Origin of the sequence: Devosia beringensis (genome assembly GCF_014926585.1) — a bacterium.
Lineage (GTDB): Bacteria > Pseudomonadota > Alphaproteobacteria > Rhizobiales > Devosiaceae > Devosia > Devosia beringensis.
Map to the genome: position 1 here is coordinate 1420784 of NZ_CP045422.1, position 21030 is coordinate 1441813.

Annotated in this window: 21 protein-coding genes; 7 read left to right on the top strand and 14 right to left on the bottom strand. The window is 65.2% G+C overall.

The window, feature by feature from the left end; translation table 11 throughout:
• Positions 1-3 precede the first annotated feature (3 nt).
• The 3 genes from GDR53_RS06875 to GDR53_RS06885 all read left to right on the top strand — a co-directional run bounded on the left by GDR53_RS06875 (position 4) and on the right by GDR53_RS06885 (position 987).
• Positions 4-570: a phosphonate metabolism protein/1,5-bisphosphokinase (PRPP-forming) PhnN gene (locus tag GDR53_RS06875; RefSeq protein WP_193337325.1), complete on the top strand. Its 567-nt coding sequence runs from the start codon at positions 4-6 to the stop codon at positions 568-570.
• A gap of 83 nt (positions 571-653) precedes the next feature.
• Positions 654-803 carry a hypothetical protein gene (locus tag GDR53_RS06880; protein WP_193337326.1) on the top strand — a complete coding sequence of 50 codons (150 nt, stop codon included), beginning with the start codon at positions 654-656 and terminating at the stop codon, positions 801-803.
• The gene (locus GDR53_RS06885; protein WP_193337327.1) at positions 790-987 is read left to right on the top strand and encodes a hypothetical protein; all 198 of its coding nucleotides are present in this window, start codon (positions 790-792) and stop codon (positions 985-987) included. The genes GDR53_RS06880 and GDR53_RS06885 overlap by 14 nt, the downstream gene beginning before the upstream one ends.
• 46 nt (positions 988-1033) lie before the next feature.
• On the opposite strand, the gene GDR53_RS06890 is transcribed toward GDR53_RS06885, so the two are convergent.
• Positions 1034-1252, bottom strand: a complete 219-nt coding sequence (locus GDR53_RS06890) for a hypothetical protein (protein ID WP_193337328.1) — start codon at positions 1250-1252, stop codon at positions 1034-1036.
• A gap of 523 nt (positions 1253-1775) precedes the next feature.
• Between GDR53_RS06890 and GDR53_RS06895 the strand changes: the two genes are divergently transcribed.
• Positions 1776-2825, top strand: coding sequence for a LacI family transcriptional regulator (locus tag GDR53_RS06895; RefSeq protein ID WP_232846752.1), 1050 nt, complete (start codon positions 1776-1778; stop codon positions 2823-2825).
• Here the strand turns inward: GDR53_RS06895 and GDR53_RS06900 are convergent.
• Positions 2822-4636 carry an ABC-F family ATP-binding cassette domain-containing protein gene (locus GDR53_RS06900; protein WP_193337329.1) on the bottom strand — a complete coding sequence of 605 codons (1815 nt, stop codon included), beginning with the start codon at positions 4634-4636 and terminating at the stop codon, positions 2822-2824. The two genes, GDR53_RS06895 and GDR53_RS06900, sit on opposite strands and share 4 nt — an antisense overlap.
• Before the next feature lie 273 nt (positions 4637-4909).
• Positions 4910-5371 carry an iron-responsive transcriptional regulator RirA gene (rirA, locus tag GDR53_RS06905; RefSeq protein ID WP_193337330.1) on the bottom strand — a complete coding sequence of 154 codons (462 nt, stop codon included), beginning with the start codon at positions 5369-5371 and terminating at the stop codon, positions 4910-4912.
• A 204-nt stretch (positions 5372-5575) separates the two neighbouring features.
• On the opposite strand from rirA, the gene GDR53_RS06910 reads away from it, so the two are divergent.
• Entirely contained in the window at positions 5576-5914 is a 339-nt protein-coding gene (locus tag GDR53_RS06910; protein ID WP_193337331.1) for an HU family DNA-binding protein, read from the top strand.
• Between the two features lie 27 nt (positions 5915-5941).
• Here the strand turns inward: GDR53_RS06910 and greA are convergent, their stop codons facing one another.
• The gene (gene greA / locus GDR53_RS06915) at positions 5942-6424 is read right to left on the bottom strand and encodes a transcription elongation factor GreA (RefSeq protein WP_193337332.1); all 483 of its coding nucleotides are present in this window, start codon (positions 6422-6424) and stop codon (positions 5942-5944) included.
• Between the two features lie 330 nt (positions 6425-6754).
• Here greA and GDR53_RS06920 point away from each other — a divergent pair, with 330 nt between their 5' ends.
• Positions 6755-8662 (top strand): glucose/sorbosone family PQQ-dependent dehydrogenase, encoded by a 1908-nt coding sequence (locus GDR53_RS06920; RefSeq protein ID WP_193337333.1) that lies wholly within the window; start codon positions 6755-6757, stop codon positions 8660-8662.
• Positions 8663-8762: 100 nt separating this feature from the next.
• On the opposite strand, the gene GDR53_RS06925 is transcribed toward GDR53_RS06920, so the two are convergent.
• The 8 genes from GDR53_RS06925 to GDR53_RS06960 form a co-directional block, all read right to left on the bottom strand.
• Positions 8763-10067 (bottom strand): TRAP transporter large permease, encoded by a 1305-nt coding sequence (locus GDR53_RS06925; protein WP_193337334.1) that lies wholly within the window; start codon positions 10065-10067, stop codon positions 8763-8765.
• Entirely contained in the window at positions 10064-10564 is a 501-nt protein-coding gene (locus tag GDR53_RS06930; protein ID WP_210321409.1) for a TRAP transporter small permease, read from the bottom strand. Before GDR53_RS06930 ends, GDR53_RS06925 begins: the two co-directional genes overlap by 4 nt.
• Before the next feature lie 69 nt (positions 10565-10633).
• Entirely contained in the window at positions 10634-11755 is a 1122-nt protein-coding gene (locus tag GDR53_RS06935; RefSeq protein ID WP_193337335.1) for a C4-dicarboxylate TRAP transporter substrate-binding protein, read from the bottom strand.
• A gap of 74 nt (positions 11756-11829) precedes the next feature.
• Positions 11830-12696: an amidohydrolase family protein gene (locus GDR53_RS06940; protein ID WP_193338005.1), complete on the bottom strand. Its 867-nt coding sequence runs from the start codon at positions 12694-12696 to the stop codon at positions 11830-11832.
• 11 nt (positions 12697-12707) lie between these two features.
• Positions 12708-13199 carry a MarR family winged helix-turn-helix transcriptional regulator gene (locus GDR53_RS06945; RefSeq protein ID WP_193337336.1) on the bottom strand — a complete coding sequence of 164 codons (492 nt, stop codon included), beginning with the start codon at positions 13197-13199 and terminating at the stop codon, positions 12708-12710.
• Between the two features lie 227 nt (positions 13200-13426).
• Positions 13427-15034: an acyl-CoA dehydrogenase family protein gene (locus GDR53_RS06950; RefSeq protein ID WP_193337337.1), complete on the bottom strand. Its 1608-nt coding sequence runs from the start codon at positions 15032-15034 to the stop codon at positions 13427-13429.
• A complete protein-coding gene (locus tag GDR53_RS06955; RefSeq protein WP_193337338.1) occupies positions 15031-15792 on the bottom strand; it encodes an SDR family NAD(P)-dependent oxidoreductase in 762 nt (253 codons plus the stop codon). The genes GDR53_RS06950 and GDR53_RS06955 overlap by 4 nt, the downstream gene beginning before the upstream one ends.
• Positions 15789-17645, bottom strand: coding sequence for a feruloyl-CoA synthase (locus tag GDR53_RS06960; RefSeq protein ID WP_193337339.1), 1857 nt, complete (start codon positions 17643-17645; stop codon positions 15789-15791). The genes GDR53_RS06955 and GDR53_RS06960 overlap by 4 nt, the downstream gene beginning before the upstream one ends.
• Positions 17646-17769: 124 nt before the next feature.
• Here GDR53_RS06960 and GDR53_RS06965 point away from each other — a divergent pair, with 124 nt between their 5' ends.
• Positions 17770-18558, top strand: coding sequence for a crotonase/enoyl-CoA hydratase family protein (locus tag GDR53_RS06965; protein ID WP_193337340.1), 789 nt, complete (start codon positions 17770-17772; stop codon positions 18556-18558).
• Between the two features lie 137 nt (positions 18559-18695).
• Here GDR53_RS06965 and ligM read toward each other — a convergent pair whose 3' ends face one another.
• Together ligM and GDR53_RS06975 are read right to left on the bottom strand one after the other, a co-directional pair.
• Positions 18696-20108, bottom strand: coding sequence for a vanillate/3-O-methylgallate O-demethylase (gene ligM / locus GDR53_RS06970; protein ID WP_193337341.1), 1413 nt, complete (start codon positions 20106-20108; stop codon positions 18696-18698).
• Between the two features lie 130 nt (positions 20109-20238).
• Positions 20239-20973: a GntR family transcriptional regulator gene (locus GDR53_RS06975; protein ID WP_193337342.1), complete on the bottom strand. Its 735-nt coding sequence runs from the start codon at positions 20971-20973 to the stop codon at positions 20239-20241.
• Positions 20974-21030 lie beyond the last annotated feature (57 nt).

The following is a 21030-nucleotide window of genomic DNA, read 5'->3' on the forward strand; positions in this document are numbered from 1 at the left end:
TCCATGGCGCGACCCCTCGGTTCACTGGTGCTGGTGGTTGGCCCTTCGGGGGTTGGCAAGAAGACGATTATCGAGGGGGCACGAAACGCGCTAGGCAATGACCAGCGCTTTGTCTTCGTGCAGCGCGTGGTGGCGCGCGCCCCGGGGACAGATCCCGACGAGCATGACGGCATGGCGCCGGAAGACTTCGCCAAGGCCGAGCTGGGCGGGCGGTTCTGCCTGTGCTGGGATGCGCATAACCGGCGCTACGGCCTGCCGATCAGCGTCGATACCGATCTCAGTCTGGGCAAGGTGGTGGTGGCCAGCGTGGCGCGCCATGCCGTCGCCGAAGCCTGCGCCAAATATCCCGCCTGCGCGGTGGTGCTGGTCACCGCCGAGATCTCGCTGCGGGCCCAGCGGCTGATCGGGCTGGGACGGGAAGGCGGCGACCAGATCACCGCCCGGCTGGCGCGCGAGAGCCCGGCCGTACCGCGGGGAATCGATCCGATCATCATCGACAATTCGGGCCGGCTGGCGATCGGCGTCACGGCCCTGGTGATGGCTTTGGTCGGCATCGCGTCACAGGCCTGAACGCATGATGACCAGAACCAGCAGCGATGAACCAATATCGCGCTGGGACGTTGTTCCTTCTCGAACAAGCGTCAGGAGTTCTCATGACCCGCAATGGACTATATGCCGTGATCGCAATCTTGCTGATCGCGATCGTCGGCTTTGGCATCTACTCATACCAGCAGCAGCAGGCCCAGCCGGGCGTTGAGATTCGCATGGACGATCAGGGAATTTCCATCGATGGCAATGGATAGCGAACCGGGCCTGCGTCGACAGGCCATAGCGACGGCGCTGGCCGCCGAACTACAGCGTCAGGGCCAGGACGGGACGATCGATATCGACGCCCTGGCCGATGCGGTCGAGGTGGCGCTCGATCCACCCCCGCCCATGGCGGAGGGCAAGCGGCCCAGCGAGCTCAATTCGACCAATGATGACTGAAAGCGCGCCGGAACCTTGGGTTCCGGCGTTGCTGTTCGGGCTTGCCTCAGGCGGCGGTGCCGGTCTGGCGGACGGCCTGGGAGACGGCGAAATGCGCCTGCTCGACGGTGTCAAAGAGCTGGCCATCGATGGCAAAGGCGGGCAGCTTGACGGCGAGAAACCGATAGCCGCTGTCATGGGGAACCACGACACCGAGCGGCTCGCCGGCCACTTCAATGACGATGGGCTTGTGGGCCTTGGCCCGGTCTAACTTGCTTTCCTGCATGGTAGAATCTCTACTTGCGTGTCGGGACGACGAGGCGGAATGGGCAGCTGGTGCTCCATCCGGGCCGGCGACGCTTGGGGTCTATCGGATTAGTGAGACGAATGCGTGACGCGTTACATTCGTTTGCTGAGACAGAACCCTTGCCAGCGTTTTACGCTTTGCAGGTGGGTGCGTACGCGCGTGGTACCGGCATGGATGGTGAAGGTATTGGATGGGGTCATCTTCATTCCTCTCCTGCGGGTTGGCGTCGACACAACATCGGCGATTACCGATGCAATGGGCAAAACATAAGCCCGTTTGGGCGGCAAAGCTAGCACCCCGACCATCGCAGAATGCAGAAAAGCGGAAAAAACCTGCTCGACTTTGGTCGCAAAACGCAAACCGGACACATTCGGTCAGGTTTTGCCGCAATCGCGCCGGCAGCGTGCAAACGTTTCAGACGCTTGTGCTGGGGCGCACAATCTGGTGATGTCGACCCCCACAATATGCCTCGCCATGCAAGGCGAGCCGAGGGGAAACGAGAGTGTCCGAAGACGATCCAAAGCCCGACAAGGGCACGCGCGGCGTCAAGCCGTCGGGCAAGCCGACGCTCAAGACCATTGCGCAGATGACCGGCTTTGCCGTTACCACGATTTCGCGCGCCCTCAACAATGCGCCCGAGCTCAGCCAGGAAACGCGGGACCTAGTGCAAAAGGTGGCCGCCGAAGTGGGCTACCTGCCCGACCGCGCGGCCCTGCGCCTCAAGACCGGCCGCACCAATGTGATCGCTTTGGTGCTCGAGCCGGACGAGCAGATCTATGGCTTTGGCAATGCCATTGTCGGCGGGCTGACCGAGGCGCTGCGCGGCACGGCCTTTCACCTGGTCATCACGCCGCTGTTCCGCAATGTGGCGCCGATCGAGCCGATCAAGCATATCGTGCGCAACCGCATGGCCGACGGGGTGATCTTTTCCAAGTCGGAAGCCTTTGACGAGCGCATCCGCTTCCTGATCGACAGCGACTTTCCCTTTGTCAGCCATGGCCGCAGCAACTGGCCGGAGGCGCATCCCTCTGTCGATTTCGACAATGAGGCCTATGCCTATGGCGCGGTGCAACGGTTGGTGGAAAAGGGCTGCCGGCGCGTATCCATCGTGCTGCCCGACAGCGCCCTGACCTATACCGAGCACCTCAAGGCCGGGGTGGCGCGAGCCGCCGCCGATGCCGGGATCGAGCATCAGTTCGCCGCCGACGTCAATCTGGGCAGCCCCACCGATGCCATCCGCAGCTATGTGATCAAGCGCACCAAGCGCCCGGACGGTCCGGATGGCTGGGTCTGCGCCTCGGAAGTCTCGGCGCTGGCGGTAATCAGCGGCATTGCCGAAGCGGGCCTGACGGTGGGCCGCGACGTGCATGTGGTGACCAAGCAGTCCTCGCAGCTCTTCGCCCAGTTCCGGCCGGGTGCCGAGACGGTGTTCGAGGACTTTACCGGCGCCGGCAGGCTGCTCGGCTCACTGCTGCTGCGGCGCATCGGCGGGGAAACCGAGGGGCTTCAGGCGCTGCTTGAGCCGGTATTCGACTGGGACGCTCAGCCCTAGCCTTCTAGTTCCTCGCGCAGCAGTTCGAGTTCCATCCAGCGCTCTTCGGCCTTGGCCCGCTTGGCTTCGGCGGCGAGCAGGTCCTTGGACTTCTGGGCAAAGCCTTCGGGATCTTTGGTATAGAAATCGCGGCCACTCAGCGTGGCATTGATGGCGGCGATCTGGGCCTCGATGTCCTCGATCTGCTTGGGCAGGGTTTCGAGGGCGTGCTTTTCCTTGAAGCTCATCTTGCGCTTGGCCATGGGCGTGGCCGAAGCAATGGGCGCCATGGAGGTCTTGCCGGGGCGATGCGCCTTGGCGACGCTGCGCGCCTGCACGCCCTCGCCGCGCTGGATCACCATGTCGGAATAGCCGCCGGCATATTCGGTCCAGCCGCCATTGCCCTCGGCAATGATCACCGAGGTGGCGACGCGGTCGAGGAAGTCACGATCATGGCTGACCACGACGACGGTGCCGGCATATTCGGAAACCATTTCCTCGAGCAGGTCGAGGGTTTCAAGATCGAGATCGTTGGTGGGCTCGTCGAGCACCAGGAAGTTTGACGGCAGCGACAAAGCGCGGGCCAGAGCGACGCGGGCGCGCTCGCCACCGGAGAGCTTGCCGATTGGGGTATTGGCCTGTTCGGGGTTGAACAGGAAGTCCTTCATATAGCCCACGACATGCTTGGGCTGGCCGTTGATCTGGAGCGTATCGGAACCGCCGCCGGTCAACGCATCGCGCAGGCGGGTATCGGGATCGAGCTTGGCGCGACCCTGATCGAGCATGGCCAGCTCCAAGGCGGAGCCCAGCTTGATGGTGCCGGTATCGGGCTTGAGCGAGCCGGTCAGCATCTTGATCAGCGTGGTCTTGCCGGCGCCATTGGGGCCGACAATGCCGATACGGTCGCCGCGCAGCACGCGGGTCGAGAAATCGGCGACAATGGTACGCTCGCCATAGGTCTTGGAGATGTTTTCGGCTTCCACCACCAGGGCGCCGGAGGTGCGGCCCTCGGCAACCTGCATATTGACCGAGCCGGTGACCTTGCGCTGTTCGCGCCGATCGGTGCGCAGGCCGGCCAGGCGCTCCATGCGGCCGACATTGCGCTTGCGGCGGGCGGTGACGCCATAGCGCACCCAATGCTCTTCGCGCACGATCTGGCGATCGAGCTTGTGGCGGTCGCGCTCTTCTTCCTCGAGCACGGTATCGCGCCATTCCTCGAAATGGCCGAAGCCCTTGTCGAGACGGCGGGTGACGCCGCGATCCAGCCAGACGGTCGAGCGCGTCAGATCGCTGAGGAAGCGCCGATCATGGCTGATCAGCACCATGGCCGAACGCATGGAATCGAGTTCGGACTGCAGCCATTCGATGACGGGCAGATCGAGATGGTTGGTCGGCTCGTCGAGCAGCAGGATATCGGGCTTGGGGGCCAGCACGCGCGCCAGAGCAGCGCGGCGGCCTTCGCCACCCGAGAGGGTCTTGGGATCTTCGGCGCCGGTCAGGCCGAGCGAGCTCAGCAGATATTGCGCGCGATATTCATCATCGCCTGGCCCGAGGCCGCCTTCGACATAGTCGAGCGTGGTGGCATAGGCAGAGAGATCGGGCTCCTGCGGCAGGTAGCGCAGGGTGGCGCTGGGCTCGACGAAGCGCAGCCCGGAATCGTGGGCCACGTCGCCGGAAGCGATCTTGAGCAGGGTCGACTTGCCCGAGCCATTGCGGCCCACCAGCGCGATGCGCTGGCCGGGCGAGACAATCAGTTCGGCGCCCTCGAGCAGGGTCGTGCCACCGAAGGTCAGTTTGATATTTTGAAGCGAAAGAAGGGGTGCTGCAGCCATGGCGCGGGTAAAGCATAGGCGCGGCATAAAGGGAAGGCTGGTTTGCTGCCGCCCTGCCCTGCAGTCGGCAGAGACGAAAAGGCTGGCCAGGGCGTTGAGGACCCTGACCAGCCGGGGAAGACGGTAGCAGCAAGCCCCGTCAACACGGCGGCGGCTGGGGCGGTCGAGAACTCGACCACGACTGCGCCGCTGGTGATGACAGAGAACCATAATCAAACATGAGTGTCAAACTCATATTACTTTGAGCAGCTGCTCAGCTCGTCTGTCGCGGCTTTAGTGGGCCGGCTCCATCACGGCGGCCATGGTGGTGAGGCCCAGGCGGTCGCGGATCGAGCGCTTCTTGCTGGCCAGATCGGCAATGGTGTGCTGCGACAGGACCTCAAAGAACGCCCCAAGCGCCTCGCGCAGCGCGCCATTGAGATCGCATTCGCCGATCAGCGGGCAATCGGCGCCATCCTCGAAACACTCGGCCAAAGCGAAGTTTTCTTCGGTCAGGCGGATGGTATCGAGCAGGGTGATGTCTTCGGCCGGCTTGCCCAGCTTGATGCCGCCATGGCGGCCACGCACCGTGGCGAGCAGGCCATTTTCGACCAGCGGCTTGATCAGCTTGAACAGAAAGAGCTCAGAAATATTGTAGGCGCGCGCGATGTCGGCCACGCGGCTGAGCCCGGGCTCATTGACGGCACAATAGACGAGGGCTCGGATCGCATAGTTGGACTGGCGGGTCAGGCGCACTTGGGACCTTTCTGCGGGCAGCGGCGGCGGGGCGCCGCTATCCGATAGCTGAATCACAGGATCAGAATGTGGCCTCAGCTTATAATCATTCTAAGATATGTCAATAAACTTGATGGGTTGGTTCATGTTTGTTCTGTCGCGTCCGTGTCTGGACAGCGGCTTAAATTCTTCCTATGAATTTAAGACCGGAGGAGAATGAACGCCGTGACCAGAACCATTACGCGTGCCGTGCTCGTCGAGGCCGCAGCCAAAAGCACTGGATTGGGCAAGGCCGACGTCGCGACTGTGGCTGAAGCCATGTTCACCCTGATGGGCGAGGCCCTGATGGCATCGGAAAATGTCAAACTGACGGCCTTCGGCTCGCTGCAGGTGCGCGAACGCGCCGAGCGGCTGGGCCGCAATCCGCGCACCGGCACCGAACACCGCATCCTGCCGCGCAGCACGGTGGTGTTTACCCCGAGCGCCCAGTTGCGCAGCGCGCTCGACCAGAAGGTGGAAAAGCGACGGTCTGCCCCGACCGGCGATGTGCACCAGAGCGCCTGAGGCACGGCCGGTCCCGGCGCGCCGGCGCTACGCAATGGCGATGATCTCGAGCTCGCGTTCACCCAGCTCGACAAACTCGCCCACGGCCTTGCCGGCAAGGCGCTGCGCCACCGGCGCCACATAGGACATCGAGCCGGAAGCCGGATCGGCCTCGTCCTCGCCCACGATGGCATAGGTCTGCACGACCCCGTCGTCGCGGCGATAGGTCACGGTATGGCCAAAGGCAACCACATCAGTCGAGGCCGGCGGGGCCATCAGCTGGGCGGTGCGCAGCCGTTCGGCGAAGTAGCGCAGGTCGCGCAGCGGCGCGGCCCCCTGGCGGCGGCGCTCATTGACATCCTCGATGGCACTGGCGGCGTCATAGGCCGCGCGCGCGGCGTCGAACTGGGTCTGCAGCGCCGCCAACCCGGCAGCGGTGACCAGGTTGGGCGCCGCCGAAATCGGGCGATCGGGCAGCATGGTCTCGGCCGCGGTCTCGGCACTGTCTTCCTTGGTGAAGGCTACACTCACAACTGATCTCCATCCTGATGCCCCATGCCTTGCAGGGGCAGCGCAGCTTGTCCAGCCGGGACAATGAGGCCGCTGCCGCCAGCACCAACGCCTGAAGCGCCAGAGGGAGCCATCAGCGCGGAAAAAAGCCGGCGCCCGTGGCCGCCGGGACGGAAAAACGCTGGCGCCGCAACCTATTGGCGGGACGGACGTTGGTTTTACAGCGCAAATCCAGTGCATCTGCCGGTCAGGGCTTTCGAGTTTCTGCGCGGATTGCCGGTCTGGCTGCGTCTCGCCATTCGTTCACCGCCTCCGGCTGGTGAGCAAACCCAAAATCAGAAGGACCCATTCATGACCATTGCGACACAGGCAAAGGCTCGCCGTTTTCGCGCCTCGGCAACGGCCCGGCTGCTGACCGGCTGCGTGCTGGCCAGCGCGGCGCTGGCATCGTCGGGCGCGGCCCTGGCCCAGGTGACCCCGATCGAGATCACCTCGGGGGACAGCAGCCTGTTTGCCGGACGCGTGCTGACCACCGGCCTCGACAATCCCTGGGCGATGCGCTGGGGTCCGGACAACCAGATCTGGGTGACCGAGCGCACCGGCGGGGAAGTAACCCGGGTCGATCCCGTTTCGGGCGCGCAGCAGGTCGTGCTGACCATTGCCGATGTCTATAGCGGCCCCCAGCACGAGGGCCTGCTCGGCCTGGCGCTGCATCCCGAGCTCGGTCAGGGCACGGGCAATGACTATGTCTATCTCAGCTATACCATCAATACCGGCACGGCCGAGGCGCCGGTGCCCCAGGCGCAGATCGTGCGCTATAGCTGGAACGACCAGACGCTGCAGCTGGGTGAGCCAGAGATCATCATTGCAGGCCTGCCGGCCGGTGACGACCACAATGCCGGCCGCGTGGTCTTCGGACCCGATGGCGCGCTCTACTATTCCATCGGCGAGCAGGGCCACAATTTCGGCCGCAATTTCCGCAAGCCCAACCTGGCCCAGGCGCTGCCGACCCAGGATGAGGTCGCGGCGTCGGACTGGCACAGCTATGCCGGCAAGATCCTGCGACTCAATCTTGACGGCTCGATCCCAGAGGACAATCCGGAGATCGAGGGCGTCAGGAGCCATGTCTACAGCTATGGCCACCGCAATCCGCAGGGGCTGGCCTTCGGGCCGGACGGCACGCTGTACGAGACCGAACATGGCCCGGCCAGCGGCGACGAGCTCAACATCATTGCGCCGGGCGGCAATTATGGCTGGCCCGATGTGTCGGGCTTCATCGACGACCAGGCCTATCGCTATATCAACTGGAGCGAGGCGCCCGCGGATGTCGACCAGAATACCGACCCGCTGCCCGACAGCGTGCCGCAGTTCGAGGAAAGCGAGTTCACCGGCACCATGGTCGATCCGCTGGCGGCCTATTTCGTGGTCGCCGATGATTATCCGATCGGCGAGATCTGCGGCTATATCTGCGACCCCACCATCGCACCGGGCTCGGTGCTGTATTATGCCGCCGGCGAAGACGGCATTGCCGAATGGGACAATAGCGTCCTCATCCCCACGCTCAAGCATGGTACGCTTTATGTGCAGCAGCTGGGCGCAGACGGACAGAGCGCCGATGGCCTGCCGGAAGCCTGGCTGAGCACGCAGAACCGCTATCGCGACGTGCTGGTCTCGCCCGATGGCAAGACGGTGTTCATCGCCACCGATGCCTTCGGCTCGGCAGCGCAGAAGTTCGGCGACGAGCTCAGCACCTCGGTGCTGCACAATCCGGGCGCCATCCTGCGCTTTGCCTATGGCGAAGAGGGCGGCTCGATCGGCGTGGTCACGGACAACGACTTCAACCAGGCGCCCAGCGCCGCGGGCGGCGCCAATGTGCAGGAGTTCGAAGATCCCAATACCGGCAAGCCTGCGGCCGACGGCACGGCTGCCGATGACGAGGCGGCCGCCGATGCCGCCGTGACCGCGGATTCCGACCTTGCCGCCGTGCTCAATCTGGGCCTGCCCCAGTACAATGCCACCTGCGCCAGCTGTCACGGTGCCGCTGGTCAGGGCGTCTCGGCGCCCGCGCTGGCCGGCAATGCCAAGCTGGCCGATGCCGACTTCGTCGCCAATACGCTGGTGCATGGCTTTGGCTATATGCCCGCCTTCGGCAATCGGCTCAGCGACACGCAGATCGCCGAGATCGGCAGCTATATTCGCAATGCCTGGGGCAATGATTTCGGCCTGCTGACCGACAGCGCCGTCGCCGAAGCGCGCTAGGTCCCGGCAGGACGCGTGGACCTGCTGCCGGCCCGATAGTCCGATGAAAAGGCGAGCCCCCGGGCTCGCCTTTTTTCTGCGCCCTGGGTCAGCGCCGCGGCTAGCCGAGCGCCTGGGGCAGGAAGAGCACGATGGCGGGGAAGGCGATCAGGATCGCCACCAGCACCAGATCGGCGGCCAGGAAGGGCGTCACGCCCTTGAAGACGTCGGTGAGGCTGGCATATTTGCCCGCCACGTTGCGGATGACGAAGACATTCATGCCCAGCGGCGGGGTGATCATGCCGATTTCGAGCAGCTTGACGAGGAAGACGCCGAACCAGACCAGGTTGATGTCGTGTGCCTGCAGCACCGGCAGCAGGACCGGCAACGTCACCAGCATGGCGCCGAAGGGCTCCATGAACATGCCCAGGACCAGGTAGATCACCACGATGACCACCATGAGCTGGACATAGTTGAGGTCGGAGGCCTGGACGGCGCCGCTGACGAGGCCCGCGACGCCGCTGAGGCCGAGGAAACGGGTGAACATCACCGCGCCGACGCCGATGATGAAGAGCGAGGCGCAGGTGGCCAGGGTTTCCAGCATGGACTGGCGCAGCACGTCCCAGTTGAGTCTGCCGGTGAGCGCGACCAGTACCAGGGCGCCCGCGGCGCCGACGGCGCCGGCCTCGGTAGCGGTAAAGAGGCCGGAAAACAGCCCGCCAAACACCAAAGCGATCAGCACCAGAATGGGCCAGACGGCGCGCAGCACCTGGCTGGTTTCGAGGTGCTCGATGCCTTCGACTTCGGCGGGGATGATGTCCTTGCGCAAAAAAGCGATCAGCAGGATGACGATGGCATAGCTCAGCGCGGTCAGCAGGCCGACGGAAATGCCGCCCATGAACACCTGGGTGACCGAGGTTTCGGCAAAGACGCCATAGATGATCATCAGGATCGAGGGCGGGATCAGCGCGCCAATGGTGCCGCCGGCGGCCAGCGTGCCGGCGGCAATAGAGGGCTTGTAGCCGGCGCGAACCATTTCGGGGATGGCGATGCGGCCCAGGGAGGCGGCGGTGGCCAGGCTCGAGCCGCAGACCGCGGCAAAGCCGGAACAGGCGACGATGGCGGCGATGCCCAGCCCACCGGGCACCTTGCGCAGGCCCACCTTGGCGGCGTCGAACAGGCCGGCGGTGAGCCCGCCATGAAAGGCGACAAAGCCCATCAGCAGGAACATGGGCACGGCCGACAGGGTCCAGCTGGCGATGAACTCATAGGGGGTATTGGCCAGCACGCCGATGGCGGGCGCCAGGCCCAGCATGAGCCAGACCCCGGCAAAGGAGACCACGATCATCGCGATGGCAATGGGCACCTGCAAAGCGAGCAGCAGGAAGAGGACGGCGAGCGCGGCAAGGCCCAAAGTGACATTCATTTGGCGGCTCCGGGCAGCGGCGGCATGACGCCGCGATAAAGGGCCACCAGGGCCGCAAGGGCAAAGGCCAGCGGCAGGATGAAATAGCTCGGCCAGACCGGGACGGCGACGCTGAGCGAGATGACATAGCTGCCCGCGGTGAACTGGCGCATGGCGACCGTCCAGGTGGTGTAGGTCAGCACCAGATAGGCGGCAAAGGTCACGACCGAGACAAAGACCGCGTTGATGCGGCCGATGCGGCCGACCAGGAAATGGCTGAAGATCTCGACCGAAATCATGTCGCCGCGCCGCTCGGCCCAGGCCAGCGGCAGGAAGGCGATGGCGACCATGTAGTAGTAGGAGACGATCTCGACCGTGGCGGGAATGGGTGCCGAGGCGAAGTTGCGCAGGATGACGTAGAGGGTGATGTGCACCAGCATGGCCATGACGCCGACGGCGCCCAGCAAGGCCAGGCCGCTGGTGATCGCGTTGACCAGTCTATCAAGCCGTTCGCGCACGGTCCTTCTCCCTCAAGACGATCGGCAACAGGCGGCCCGCGGATGAAAGCTCACCCGCGGGCCGGGCAATCAGAGGCCGTAGGTGGACCAGTCCACCTTGTCCCAGACCTGTTCCTGCACGGCGGCGGCGATGGCATCGACATCGCCATCGGCAGCGTCGGTCAGCGCCGTCCACTTCTCGACCAGCTCCTGGAAGCGGGCGATCTTGGCGGCCGCATCGGTGACGCCGAGCTGGCTTTCGGCCACGGCGACGGCGTCAGGAATGTCGCTGAAGCGGAACTCATTGGTGGCGTCGAGCAGGTCCTGGCTGGCCGGGATGATCTCGATGCCGGCGTCGAGCGCGGCCTGGCGGGCGGCAGCGGCCCGGTCATAGCCCCAGCTCTGGGTGAACAGCGCGCTGGAGCGGTTGGCGGCCCGGGCAAAGCCCTCGCGCAGTTCGGGGGTCATTTCCGCCCAGGCGGCCGAGGCCACGGTGAAGTTGGACGTGGTGTGGTAGGTGCCCAGCGGCACGTCGATGAGATATTTGATGACGTCGACGAGGCGATAGGAGATCAGGTCGGAAATCGAGGCCATGGTGCCGTCGAGCACGCCCTGGGAGATGGCTTCGAACTGGTCGCTCACCGGCACCTGGGCCGGTGCGGCGCCGAGCTTTTCGGCCCAGCGGGCATAGGGGGCGCCGCCCGAGCGGAGACGCAGGCCCTGCATGTCGGCCAGGGAATTGACCGGCTTGGTGGACATGACCAGATAAATGTCGGACGAGCCGGCGCCGACAAAGACGCCACCCATGGCCTTGAACTCGGCTTGGCATTCTTGGCAGGTGACGACATATTCGGTCATCGCCGCGCCCATGGCATGGGGCGTGGTGGCCAGGAATGAGAGGTCACCCATCAGGGCGGTATTGGGCAGGTCGGCCGGCACGAAGAGCGGCAGCAGATTGCCCACCTCGGACAGCGAGGACTGCAGCGCCTGCTTGGCCGCGCCGATCCCCACCACTTCGGGGCCGATCATCACCCCGGTCAACTCGCCACCGGTTTCCTCGGGCAGCAGTTCCATGAAGCTGTTGTAGAGCGGATCGACCGCCGGATGCACCGGGGGCGTGCCGGGGGCCAGGCGCAGTTCGCGTGCATCGGCCGTGCCGGCGGCGAGCGCCGCCAGCGAGACCACAGAAAGCATTCTGAAAAGTCGGTTCATTGATGTCCTCCCGCGACCGCGCGGCGGTCGCTCACATGGTTTCTAGTGTCGTGCCGCTTGGCGCGGTCTTGTCATTAGATTCCGAGCAGGCGGCGTGCGTTCTCCTTGAGGATCAAGGGACGAACCTCCGGCTTGATGTCGAGTTTGTCGAAATCGGCCAGCCAGCGATCGGGCAGGATGGCAGGCCAGTCGGAGCCAAACAGCATGCGCTCCTTGAGCAGGCTGTTGGCGTATTTGACCAGGATCGGCGGAAAGTATTTCGGCGACCAGCCCGACAGGTCGATATAGACATTGGGCTTGTGGGTGGCGACGGCCAGCGCCTCTTCCTGCCAGGGGAAGGAAGGGTGGGCCATGATGATCTTGAGATCGGGAAAGTCGGCCGCCACGTCGTCGATATAGAGCGGGTTGGAATATTTCAGCCGCAGGCCATAGCCGCCGCGCATGCCCGCGCCCACGCCGGTCTGGCCGGTATGGAACAGAGCCGGCACCCCGGCCTCCTGGATGGCCTCGTAGAGCGGATAGGCCGCCCGGTCATTGGGGTAGAAGGCCTGGTAGGTGGGGTGGAACTTGAAACCACGTATGCCGAAATCGGCGACCAGGCGGCGCGCCTCGCGCACCCCCATCTTGCCCTTGGCCGGATCGATCGAGGCAAAGGGGATCAGGATATCCGAATGCTCGGCCGCCAGCGTCGCCACATCCTCGTTATTGTAGCGGCGATGGCCGGTGGCGGCCTCGGCATCGACGGCAAAGATCACCGCGGCGATGCGGCGCTCGCGGTAATAGGCGGCCGTTTCGGGAATGGTCGGCGGGGTCTTGAAGGGGGAATGGAAATAGTGCGCCATGGCATGCTGGAGGTCGTCATAGCCGTCATCGGCATGCATGCCGCAGGCTTCCTCAGCATGGGTGTGGAAGTCGATGGCGACGATGTCGTCGAGGTTCATCGGGCCCGCCATCACTTGAGCTCCGGCCAGCCGGCGATCTTGCGCGACAGCGCGATCAGCTGGGCATGTTCGGCATCATCGAGCATGGCGAGCGCCTCCCGGTCGGAGCGGTACATCTTGTCGGCATAGCTATCGACCTGGTTTTTGCCGGTAGCGGTGACGCTGAGCACGACGGAGCGCCGGTCATCGTGCGGAATGTGGCGGGCGATCAGGCCGCGTTCCTCGAGGGCGCGCACCAGCTTGGTCATGTTGGACCATTTGATCTTGAGCACGTCGGCCAGTACGCCCTGGCGAATGCCCGGATTTTCCGACAAAGCCAGCAGCACGGTGAATTCGGAGATGCGGATCTCGCTCTCGCCGAAGACGGCAAAGAAGCGCTCGAAGGCGGCGAGCTGGGCAATGCGCAGCACGAAGCCGCCGGACGTCTCCAGGGCGCCCAGCGAGACATCGGCCTTGCCGGCCATGCCATCCACGTCCTCGTCAGCGAGCTTACGGACCGCCATCAATCAATTCTCCAGATATGCATAGGGCGCCAGGGGCGCGGGACAGGCCATGCGGCGCGCTGTAGCCCGAAACGGGGGCCAAGAGCCAATGCCAAGCTGTGGATTCTCCCCCCGCCGGCGCCGCGCCCAAGGGTCCCTCAACCCTGGTGTCATGCGGCCCGACATTGTTTACGAGTGTATTATTCGGAAATAAACAATCTGTCGTCAAGCGGTAAAATCAGCGCCGATCAGGCGCACCGGGCGGCGTGCAGGTCAAAGCGCGCCTGGCACAGCGCGAGGCTTTCATCGGCATGGATGCGGAAGGCCATCCAGCCGGAAACAGCGGCCCAGGCGGCCCGCATGAAACTGTCGGCGCGATAGAGCGCGGCGTCGGGCTGGCTCTGCATGGCCGTCATGGCCTGGGCCAGCAGGGCAAGATCGTCGAGCAGTGACGCCACCCTGGCAGCCTGTTCCGGTCGCGCAACGGCACCGGTGGCCAGCTCGCTGCGGGCGTGGGCGAGAAAGACCGCCAGCCCCCGCCCCTCGTCGCGCCAGAGGCGGCGGGTGAGGAAATCGAGCGCCTGCATGCCAGTGGTGCCCTCGTAAAGCGCCATGACTCTTGCGTCGCGCAGATAGTGTTCGAGCGGGCAGTCTCGGACATAGCCGGCCCCGCCCAGCACCTGGATGGCGGCGTGGGCGGCGTCAAAGCCGGTCTCGGCGCCGAAGGTCTTGATCAGCGGCAGCATGAAGCTGGCCAGATCGCCGAGGCCCGCATCATTCTCGAGCCGCGCCAGGTCCATCACGGTTGACAGTTCGAGCACGGCGGCGCGCAGGATTTCGGTGCCGGCGCGGATATCGTGCAATTGCCGGCGCACGTCGGGATGGCGGGCAATGGGGGGTGGCGCCTGGTCGGGGCGCCCGCCCTGGCGGCGCTGGGCGGCATAGTCCTCGGCAATATCGGCGGCGGCCGAGGCCAGGCCCAGGCCCTGGCAGCCGGTATGGAGCCGCATCGGCTCGATCATGGCAAAGAGCTGGCTCAGCCCCCTTCCCTCTTCCCCCAGCAGAATGCCTTGGGCGGCGCGGAAGCGCATGGCGCAGGTGGGCGAGGCATGAAGGCCCAGCTTTTCCTCAAGGCGTTCGACACTCACCCCATTGGGCGCCCCATCAACATGGTCGGGCACGAGAAAGAGGCTGAGGCCGCGCGTGCCGGGCTCATCATTGCTGCGGGCGAGCAGGCAGTGGCCGATTCGGCTGGCCATGTCGTGATCGCCAAAGGAGATCCAGATCTTTTGTCCGGTGATCCGCCAGGTGCCATCGCGCTGCTCGGCTTTGGTGCGGATACGGCCGATATCGGAGCCGGCCTCGGGCTCGGAAATGCAGATGGTGGCGGCCCATTCGCCCGAGACCAGTCTGGGCCCCCACTCTTCTGCCGTGGCTGGGTCGGCACTGGCGGCCAGCAGCTGGATGGCGCCGCGTATCGAGCCGGCGGCCATCATCAGCGCCATGCAGCCGCGATCGAATAGCGGGCCGCAGACGGCCTGCATTGTAATGGGTAGATCCATGCCGCCAAAGGAAGCCGGGGCGTCGATGCCCAGCCAGCCGGATTCGGCATAGGCATGAAAGGCCTGGACAAAGCCGGGCGGCAGTACAACGTGGCCCTCCACCAGCTGCGCGCCGATCTGGTCGCCCACCGGATTGAGCGGAGCCAGCGCGGTTTCGGCAAAGCCGGCAGCGGCGTCGAGCAGCATGGCGACTGTGGCGTCATCGCAATCGGGGCGCAGGGCCTGCAGCCGCGCCCAGCCCGGGGTCAAGGCCAGCATGGCGAGGGTCCGGCTGGCCTGATCGGCAAAGCTCATTTGGGCTGCAGCCTGATGGCGCCGTCCAGCCGGATGACCTCGCCGTTGAGATAGTTGTTTTCGACGGCAAAGCGCACGGCGTCAGCGAATTCGGCCGGATCGCCCAGCCGGGCGGGGAAGGGAATGGCGGCGGCGAGGCTTTCCTGCGCCTCGGTGGGCAGGTTTGCCAGCAGCGGCGTCATGAAGATGCCCGGGGCGATGGTATTGACGCGAATGCCGAAGCGGGCGAATTCGCGCGCCGCCGGCAAAGCCATGGCGACAATGCCGCCCTTGGAGGCGGCATAGGCGGCCTGGCCGATCTGGCCCTCAAAGGCGGCGACCGAGGCGGTATTGACGATGACGCCGCGCGCCTTGTCGTCCCGCTCGGCCAGGCCCGCCATGCGCTCGGCGGCCAGCCGCAGCATGTTGAAGCTGCCCACCAGGTTGATGCGGATGACGGTCTCGAAATCGGCCAGCGGCAGCGGCCCGGCTTTGCCCAGGATGCGGCCGGCCAGGCCAATGCCGGCGCAGTTGACCAGGATGCGCAGTCCATCCCCGGCGGCATTGGCCACATCCAGCGCCGCGGCGGCGTCGGCCTCACTGGTCACGTCACCAAACACGGCGACGCCGCCGATCTCGGCAGCCACAGCCTCGGCAGCCTCGCGGTTGCGGTCAAAGACATGGACCATGGCGCCGTGCCGGGCCAGTAACCGCGCCGTGGCTGCGCCCAGGCCCGAACCGCCGCCGGTGACCAGGGCGCTGGTTGCCTCAAGCTTCATGCGACAGTCTCCCTTGCGGCCTCGATGACGTCGGGCCCGTCGCCATAGAGCGCTTCGACGAGGTCGCTGCGCAGCGCCAGCACGGCGCGCTGATTGATCGAGCCCTTGTCGGTCACCTCGCCCTTGTCAAAGCGCAGCGGCGCGGTCATGGGCAGGATGCGGGTAATGCGGGTGGCCGAGCCGGTGGCCTCTCGCTGATGGGCGGCCAGCTTGTCGGCCAGGGCGGCGCGGACAGCCGGATGAGCCAGGACCTGGACGTCCGACAGGCCATCCCCGCCCGCGACCAGCGCGCGCAGAGCCGGCATGACGGGCACGACCAGGGCGCCCAGGGCACTATGCCCTTCCCCGGTAATGACAGCGTCGCGGATCAGGCCGCCGAACTGGTTGACCAGCTGCGCCCTCAGCACGCCCACCGCCACCCAGGTGCCGGTATTGAGCTTGAAATTCTCCGCCGTGCGGCCGGCGAAATAGAAGCCATGCCGGGGATCGCCTGGCACGGCGAACTTGACCGCGTCGCCGATGCGGTAAAAGCCCTCGGCGTCAAAGGCGGAAGCGGTCAGCTGGGGATTGTTCCAGTAGCCGGGCGTGACATTGGGGCCCTTGAGGCGCAGCTCGTATTTGTCATCCAGGGGTACCAGCTTGAGCGTGACGCCCTGGGCGGGAATGCCGATATTGCCCGGCCCGGCCTGCGGCTCGGTGCAATAGACGGCAAAGGGCCCGGTTTCGGTGGAGCCCAGGCCCGTGCCCATGGGCACGGCTGTGCCGGTGGTCGCCTCGGAGAGCTCGACCAGATCGTCCCAGGTATGCTGGGCCAGACCCGCCCCGGCATACATCAGCATGTTGAGGCGCGAGAAGAAGTTCTGTCGCAGGGCCGCGTCATCGCGCATGGCGCCGACCAGCATTTCGTAGCCGGCCGGCACGTTGAAATACCAGGTCGGGGCGACCTCGCGCAGATTGGCAATGGTCTGGCCCATCAGCGCCGGGGTCGGCTTGCCGCGGTCGATATAATAGCTGCCGCCATTGTAGAGCGTGAGGTTGAACACCTTGTTGCCACTGGCGGTGTGGTTCCAGGGGGCCCAGTCGACCACGACGGGCGGCTCGTCGCGGAAAAAGGCGTAGCAGTCGGCGATCATTTCCTGATTGGCACAGAGCATGCGCTGGGTCTGGATCACCGCCTTGGGCGAGCCGGTCGTGCCGGAGGTGAAGAGGAACTTGGCCACCGTATCGGGGCCGGTGGCGGCAAAGGCGGCGTCGACCGCTTCTGTGGGGTCGGTAGCGGCGATGCCCGCAAAGAGATGGCTATTGGCCCGGCCGGCGGGCAGGTCGTGCACCGCGGCAAAGGCCATGGCCGGCCCAAAGGCCGCGTCGACAGCCGGGGCAAAGCTGGCGCCGTCATCGGCAAAGACCATGCCGGGGGTGATCTGGCCGGCAATCTCGCGCAGCTTGGCATAGTCGGAAGCGGCACTGGCATAGGCCGGGGCAATGGCGGCCGAAGGAATGCCGACATGCTGGGCGCCCAGGGCCATCAGGCCGTGTTCGATGGAGTTCTCCGAGAGGATCAGCAAGGGGCGATCGAGCGACAGGCCGGCGGTCAGCAGGAACTGGCCGATGCGCCGCACCAGGTCGAGCGCCTTGGCATAGGTCACGGTCTGCCAGGGGCCGGTGCCGCTGCGGTCGGCCATCCAGATGCGGTCAGGCGCCGTTTGCGCCCAGTGGATCAGCCGCTCGTTGAGCCGGGCCGGATAAGGCCCGAGCGGATCGGTGCGCCAGATGATGAACTCACCATTGGCCCTTTCCCCCCAGGCAAGTTCGGGCGTCCAGAGCCGGACGGCGCGCGCGGCCTGTGCGGCCATGACCCTCTCCCCTTGGTCATTCTCCTCGCAATTTGTTTACAAGGAAACTATCTACCTGTAAACAATTAAACAATCGGTGCGGCAGCCTGAGGCTGACCGGCGCGTGGTCGAGGGGGAGCTGCCTATGGCTGAGACAAGCACATTCATCACCTATGAACTGAACGGGGCGGTGGCCCATATCGGGCTCAACCGGCCCGCCAAGCGCAATGCCCTCAATGACGCCTTTGTCGAGATGCTGGCCGAGGCGATTGCCCGGGCCGAGCGTGAGGCCAAGGCGGTGGTGCTGTTCGGCCATGGCGAGCATTTCTGCGCCGGGCTGGACCTGGCCGAGCATGTGCAGAAGACCCCGTTCGAGGGGGTGCGCGGCTCGCGGCGCTGGCATGCGGTGACGGCGGGCATGCAGCATGGCAATATTCCCTGGGTCTCGGCGCTGCATGGCGGGGTGATCGGCGGCGGGATGGAACTTGCGGCGGCGACGCATGTGCGGGTCACCGACCGCTCGGCGTTTTTCGCCCTGCCCGAGGGCCAGCGCGGCATCTTTGTCGGCGGCGGCGGCTCGGTGCGCATTGCCGGCCTGCTCGGCGTGGCGCGGATGAGCGACATGATGCTGACCGGGCGCGTCGTCTCGCCCGACGAGGCCGAGCGCTGGAACCTGGTGCAATATGTGGTCGAGACCGGCGCGGCGCGGCAGAAGGCGCATGACCTGGCGGTGAGCATGGCGAGCAATGCCGAGCTGTCCAATTACGCCATCATCAACGCGCTGCCGCGCATCCAGGACATGGCCAAGGAAGACGGGTTGTTCGTGGAATCCTTCATTTCCGCCTTCACCGCCACCAGCCCCGAAGCCGAAGAGCGGCTGCGGGCCTTCCTCGAAAAACGCGTCGCGCGGCTCAAGGCGCCGGGAACGGAATAGGCTTTTGTAACCACGCCGAGCCCCCCACCCAACCTCCCTCTGAAGGGGGAGGAGCCGCGTGGTGGGTGGGTCCGAACGTGCCGCAAACTGGATGGGTCCCTCCCCCTTCAGGGGGAGGTTAGGTGGGGGTATCCGCACTAGCGCTGCTTGCTGCGCCAGCTGTCGGCATAGCTTTCGCGAGCCTGGGCGGCATAGGGGGTGGGCGAGACGCGGACGCGGATCTCGGCCTGCTTGTGCCGCTCGGTCGAGGTCTTCTTGGTGCCGCCATCGGGCTCGCCCCAGACCAGGGTCAGCACGTCGCCCACCTGCACATCCGCATTGACCACGCCCAGCGAGAGCATGGCCCGCTCATTGTAGGAATAGCCGTTGAACATGGACATGCCGACCATCTTGCCATCGCGCAGCACCATGTCGGCGCTGGTCGAGGCATAGTTGGGCTGGGGGAAGTCGATCCACTTGTAGTGGTCCTCGCCGGGGCGGAAGGCCGAGGCGATGACATCGACCACGTCCTCGGCATTCCACTCGAAGGTCACCTTCTTGCGGTGGGTCTGGCCCTTCATCTGCTCAAGCGCGGCCTTGCCAATGAAGTCGTCCTTCTTCCAGCCGACATAGAAGTCATAGCCCAGTTCGAAGGGGGTGACGTAATAGTCCTCGATATTGTCCGAGACGTAAGAGCCGCCAATGGCGCCGATGGATTCGTAGCTGTCGGCCGCCAACCAGTCGCGATAGGCGGCGAGCATGCCATCGCCGGTATAGATGCCGGGCAAAGGCGAGGGGATCCAGCCCGATTCCAGCGTATTGGTGGAATAGGCGCGGCTGCCGCAGCGCACCAGATCGACCTGGGCCTCGCGGGCGGCCTCGAGGATGCAGGCGAGGATATAGCTCTTGTCCTCATAGGGGCCCCAGATTTCGAGGCCCGGCGCGCCGGACATGCCGTGACGCAAAGCCCGCACCTTCTTGGAGCCGACATTGATGAAATCGGTGTGGAAGAACTTGATGTCGGGGATGGGCCCGCGATTGAGCTTTTCGAAGATCTTGGGGGCTTCCGGCCCCTGGATCTGGTAGCGGTAATGGGTGCGCAGCACCCGCTCGCCCTCGGGCCGCGAGGTCGAGCGCGGGTCATGCTTGAGCCGCACATTCCACTCGCCATAGGCGGCACAGAACATCAGCCAGTTGCTGGTCGGCGCGCGCCCCACCAGCACGAACTTGTCCTCGCGCTCGCGGAAGATGATGTGGTCGCCGATGACATGGCCATTGGGCGTGACCGGCACGAAGTGCTTGGCGCGGTCGAGCGCGAAATTGGCGAAGGAGTTGATGCCGTGATGGGAGAGGAATTTTTCGGCGTCCGGCCCCTCGACGGTGAGCTCATCCATATGGTGGGACTGGTCGAACAGCACGGCGGAATGGCGCCAGGCGGCCTGCTCGGTGCGCCAGTTGGTGAATTCGGGCGTCACCACCGGGTATACATACATGCCGATCTGCGAATTGCGCAGGCGACCCACGACGTCCGGGTTTTCCCTCAGAATGTCGCCAAGACTGGAATGTGCCATCGCCGTCTCCTCCCTGTTATTGCGATTGATGTATACATCATGCGCAAAAGAAAGACGGGATGGCAAGCGGGTTTTGCGTCGGCACGCACGCGCGCCGGCGCCGATGCCCAGCAAACCCGGGGCGGCAGGACTAGTGGCGGATCAGCGCCAGGCCGGGGATCTTCTGCAGCAGTTCGGGATCCTGGCTGAAGATGTATTCCAGGTTCTGCCTGGCGGTGCGGGCATGCTCGCGGCCGAGGAATTCGGCCCGGGCGCCCTCGCGCGCCACAATGGCATTGAGCAAGGCATGGTGCTGCTCCTGGGCGGTGCGCAGCGAGCGGCGAAAGGCGGCGATAGCGAGCTTGTTGGGCAGGAAGGCGGAGGGCGAGGCGAAGGGCAGCGCGGTGGCGCGTTCGACTTCGCGCTGCACCATGGGGCTGCCGCACAGCCCGGCCAGTTCGACATGGAAGGCGGCGTTGAGATCGGCATAGGCGTCGAAATCGACATCCTCTTCGCCCGGGCCGAAGCAGGCGTCGAGCCTGGTGACAATGGCGGTGATGGCAGCCAAGGCCGCAGGCGCCACGCCGCGCTCGGCGGCCAGCCGCGCCGCCGTGCCCTCCATGACGCCACGCAGTTCGATGGCATCGACCACATCGGCATAGCCGAAGCGGCGCACGACAAAGCCGCCATTGGGCAGGCGATCGAGCAGGCCCTCCTCGGCCAGGCGCGACAAAGCCTCGCGCACCGGGGTGCGGGAAATCTGCAGCGTCTCGGCCAGCGAGACCTCGAACAGGCGCATGCCGCCGGGCAGGTCGCCATTGATGATCTTTTCGCGCAGTTCGATGACGGCGCGGCGACCATGGGTCGCGACTTCACTGCTCTTCATGGGGCAATCCCTGTTTCGCCGCTCCTATAGCATCGACCCTGCGCGCCGCGAAGAGCG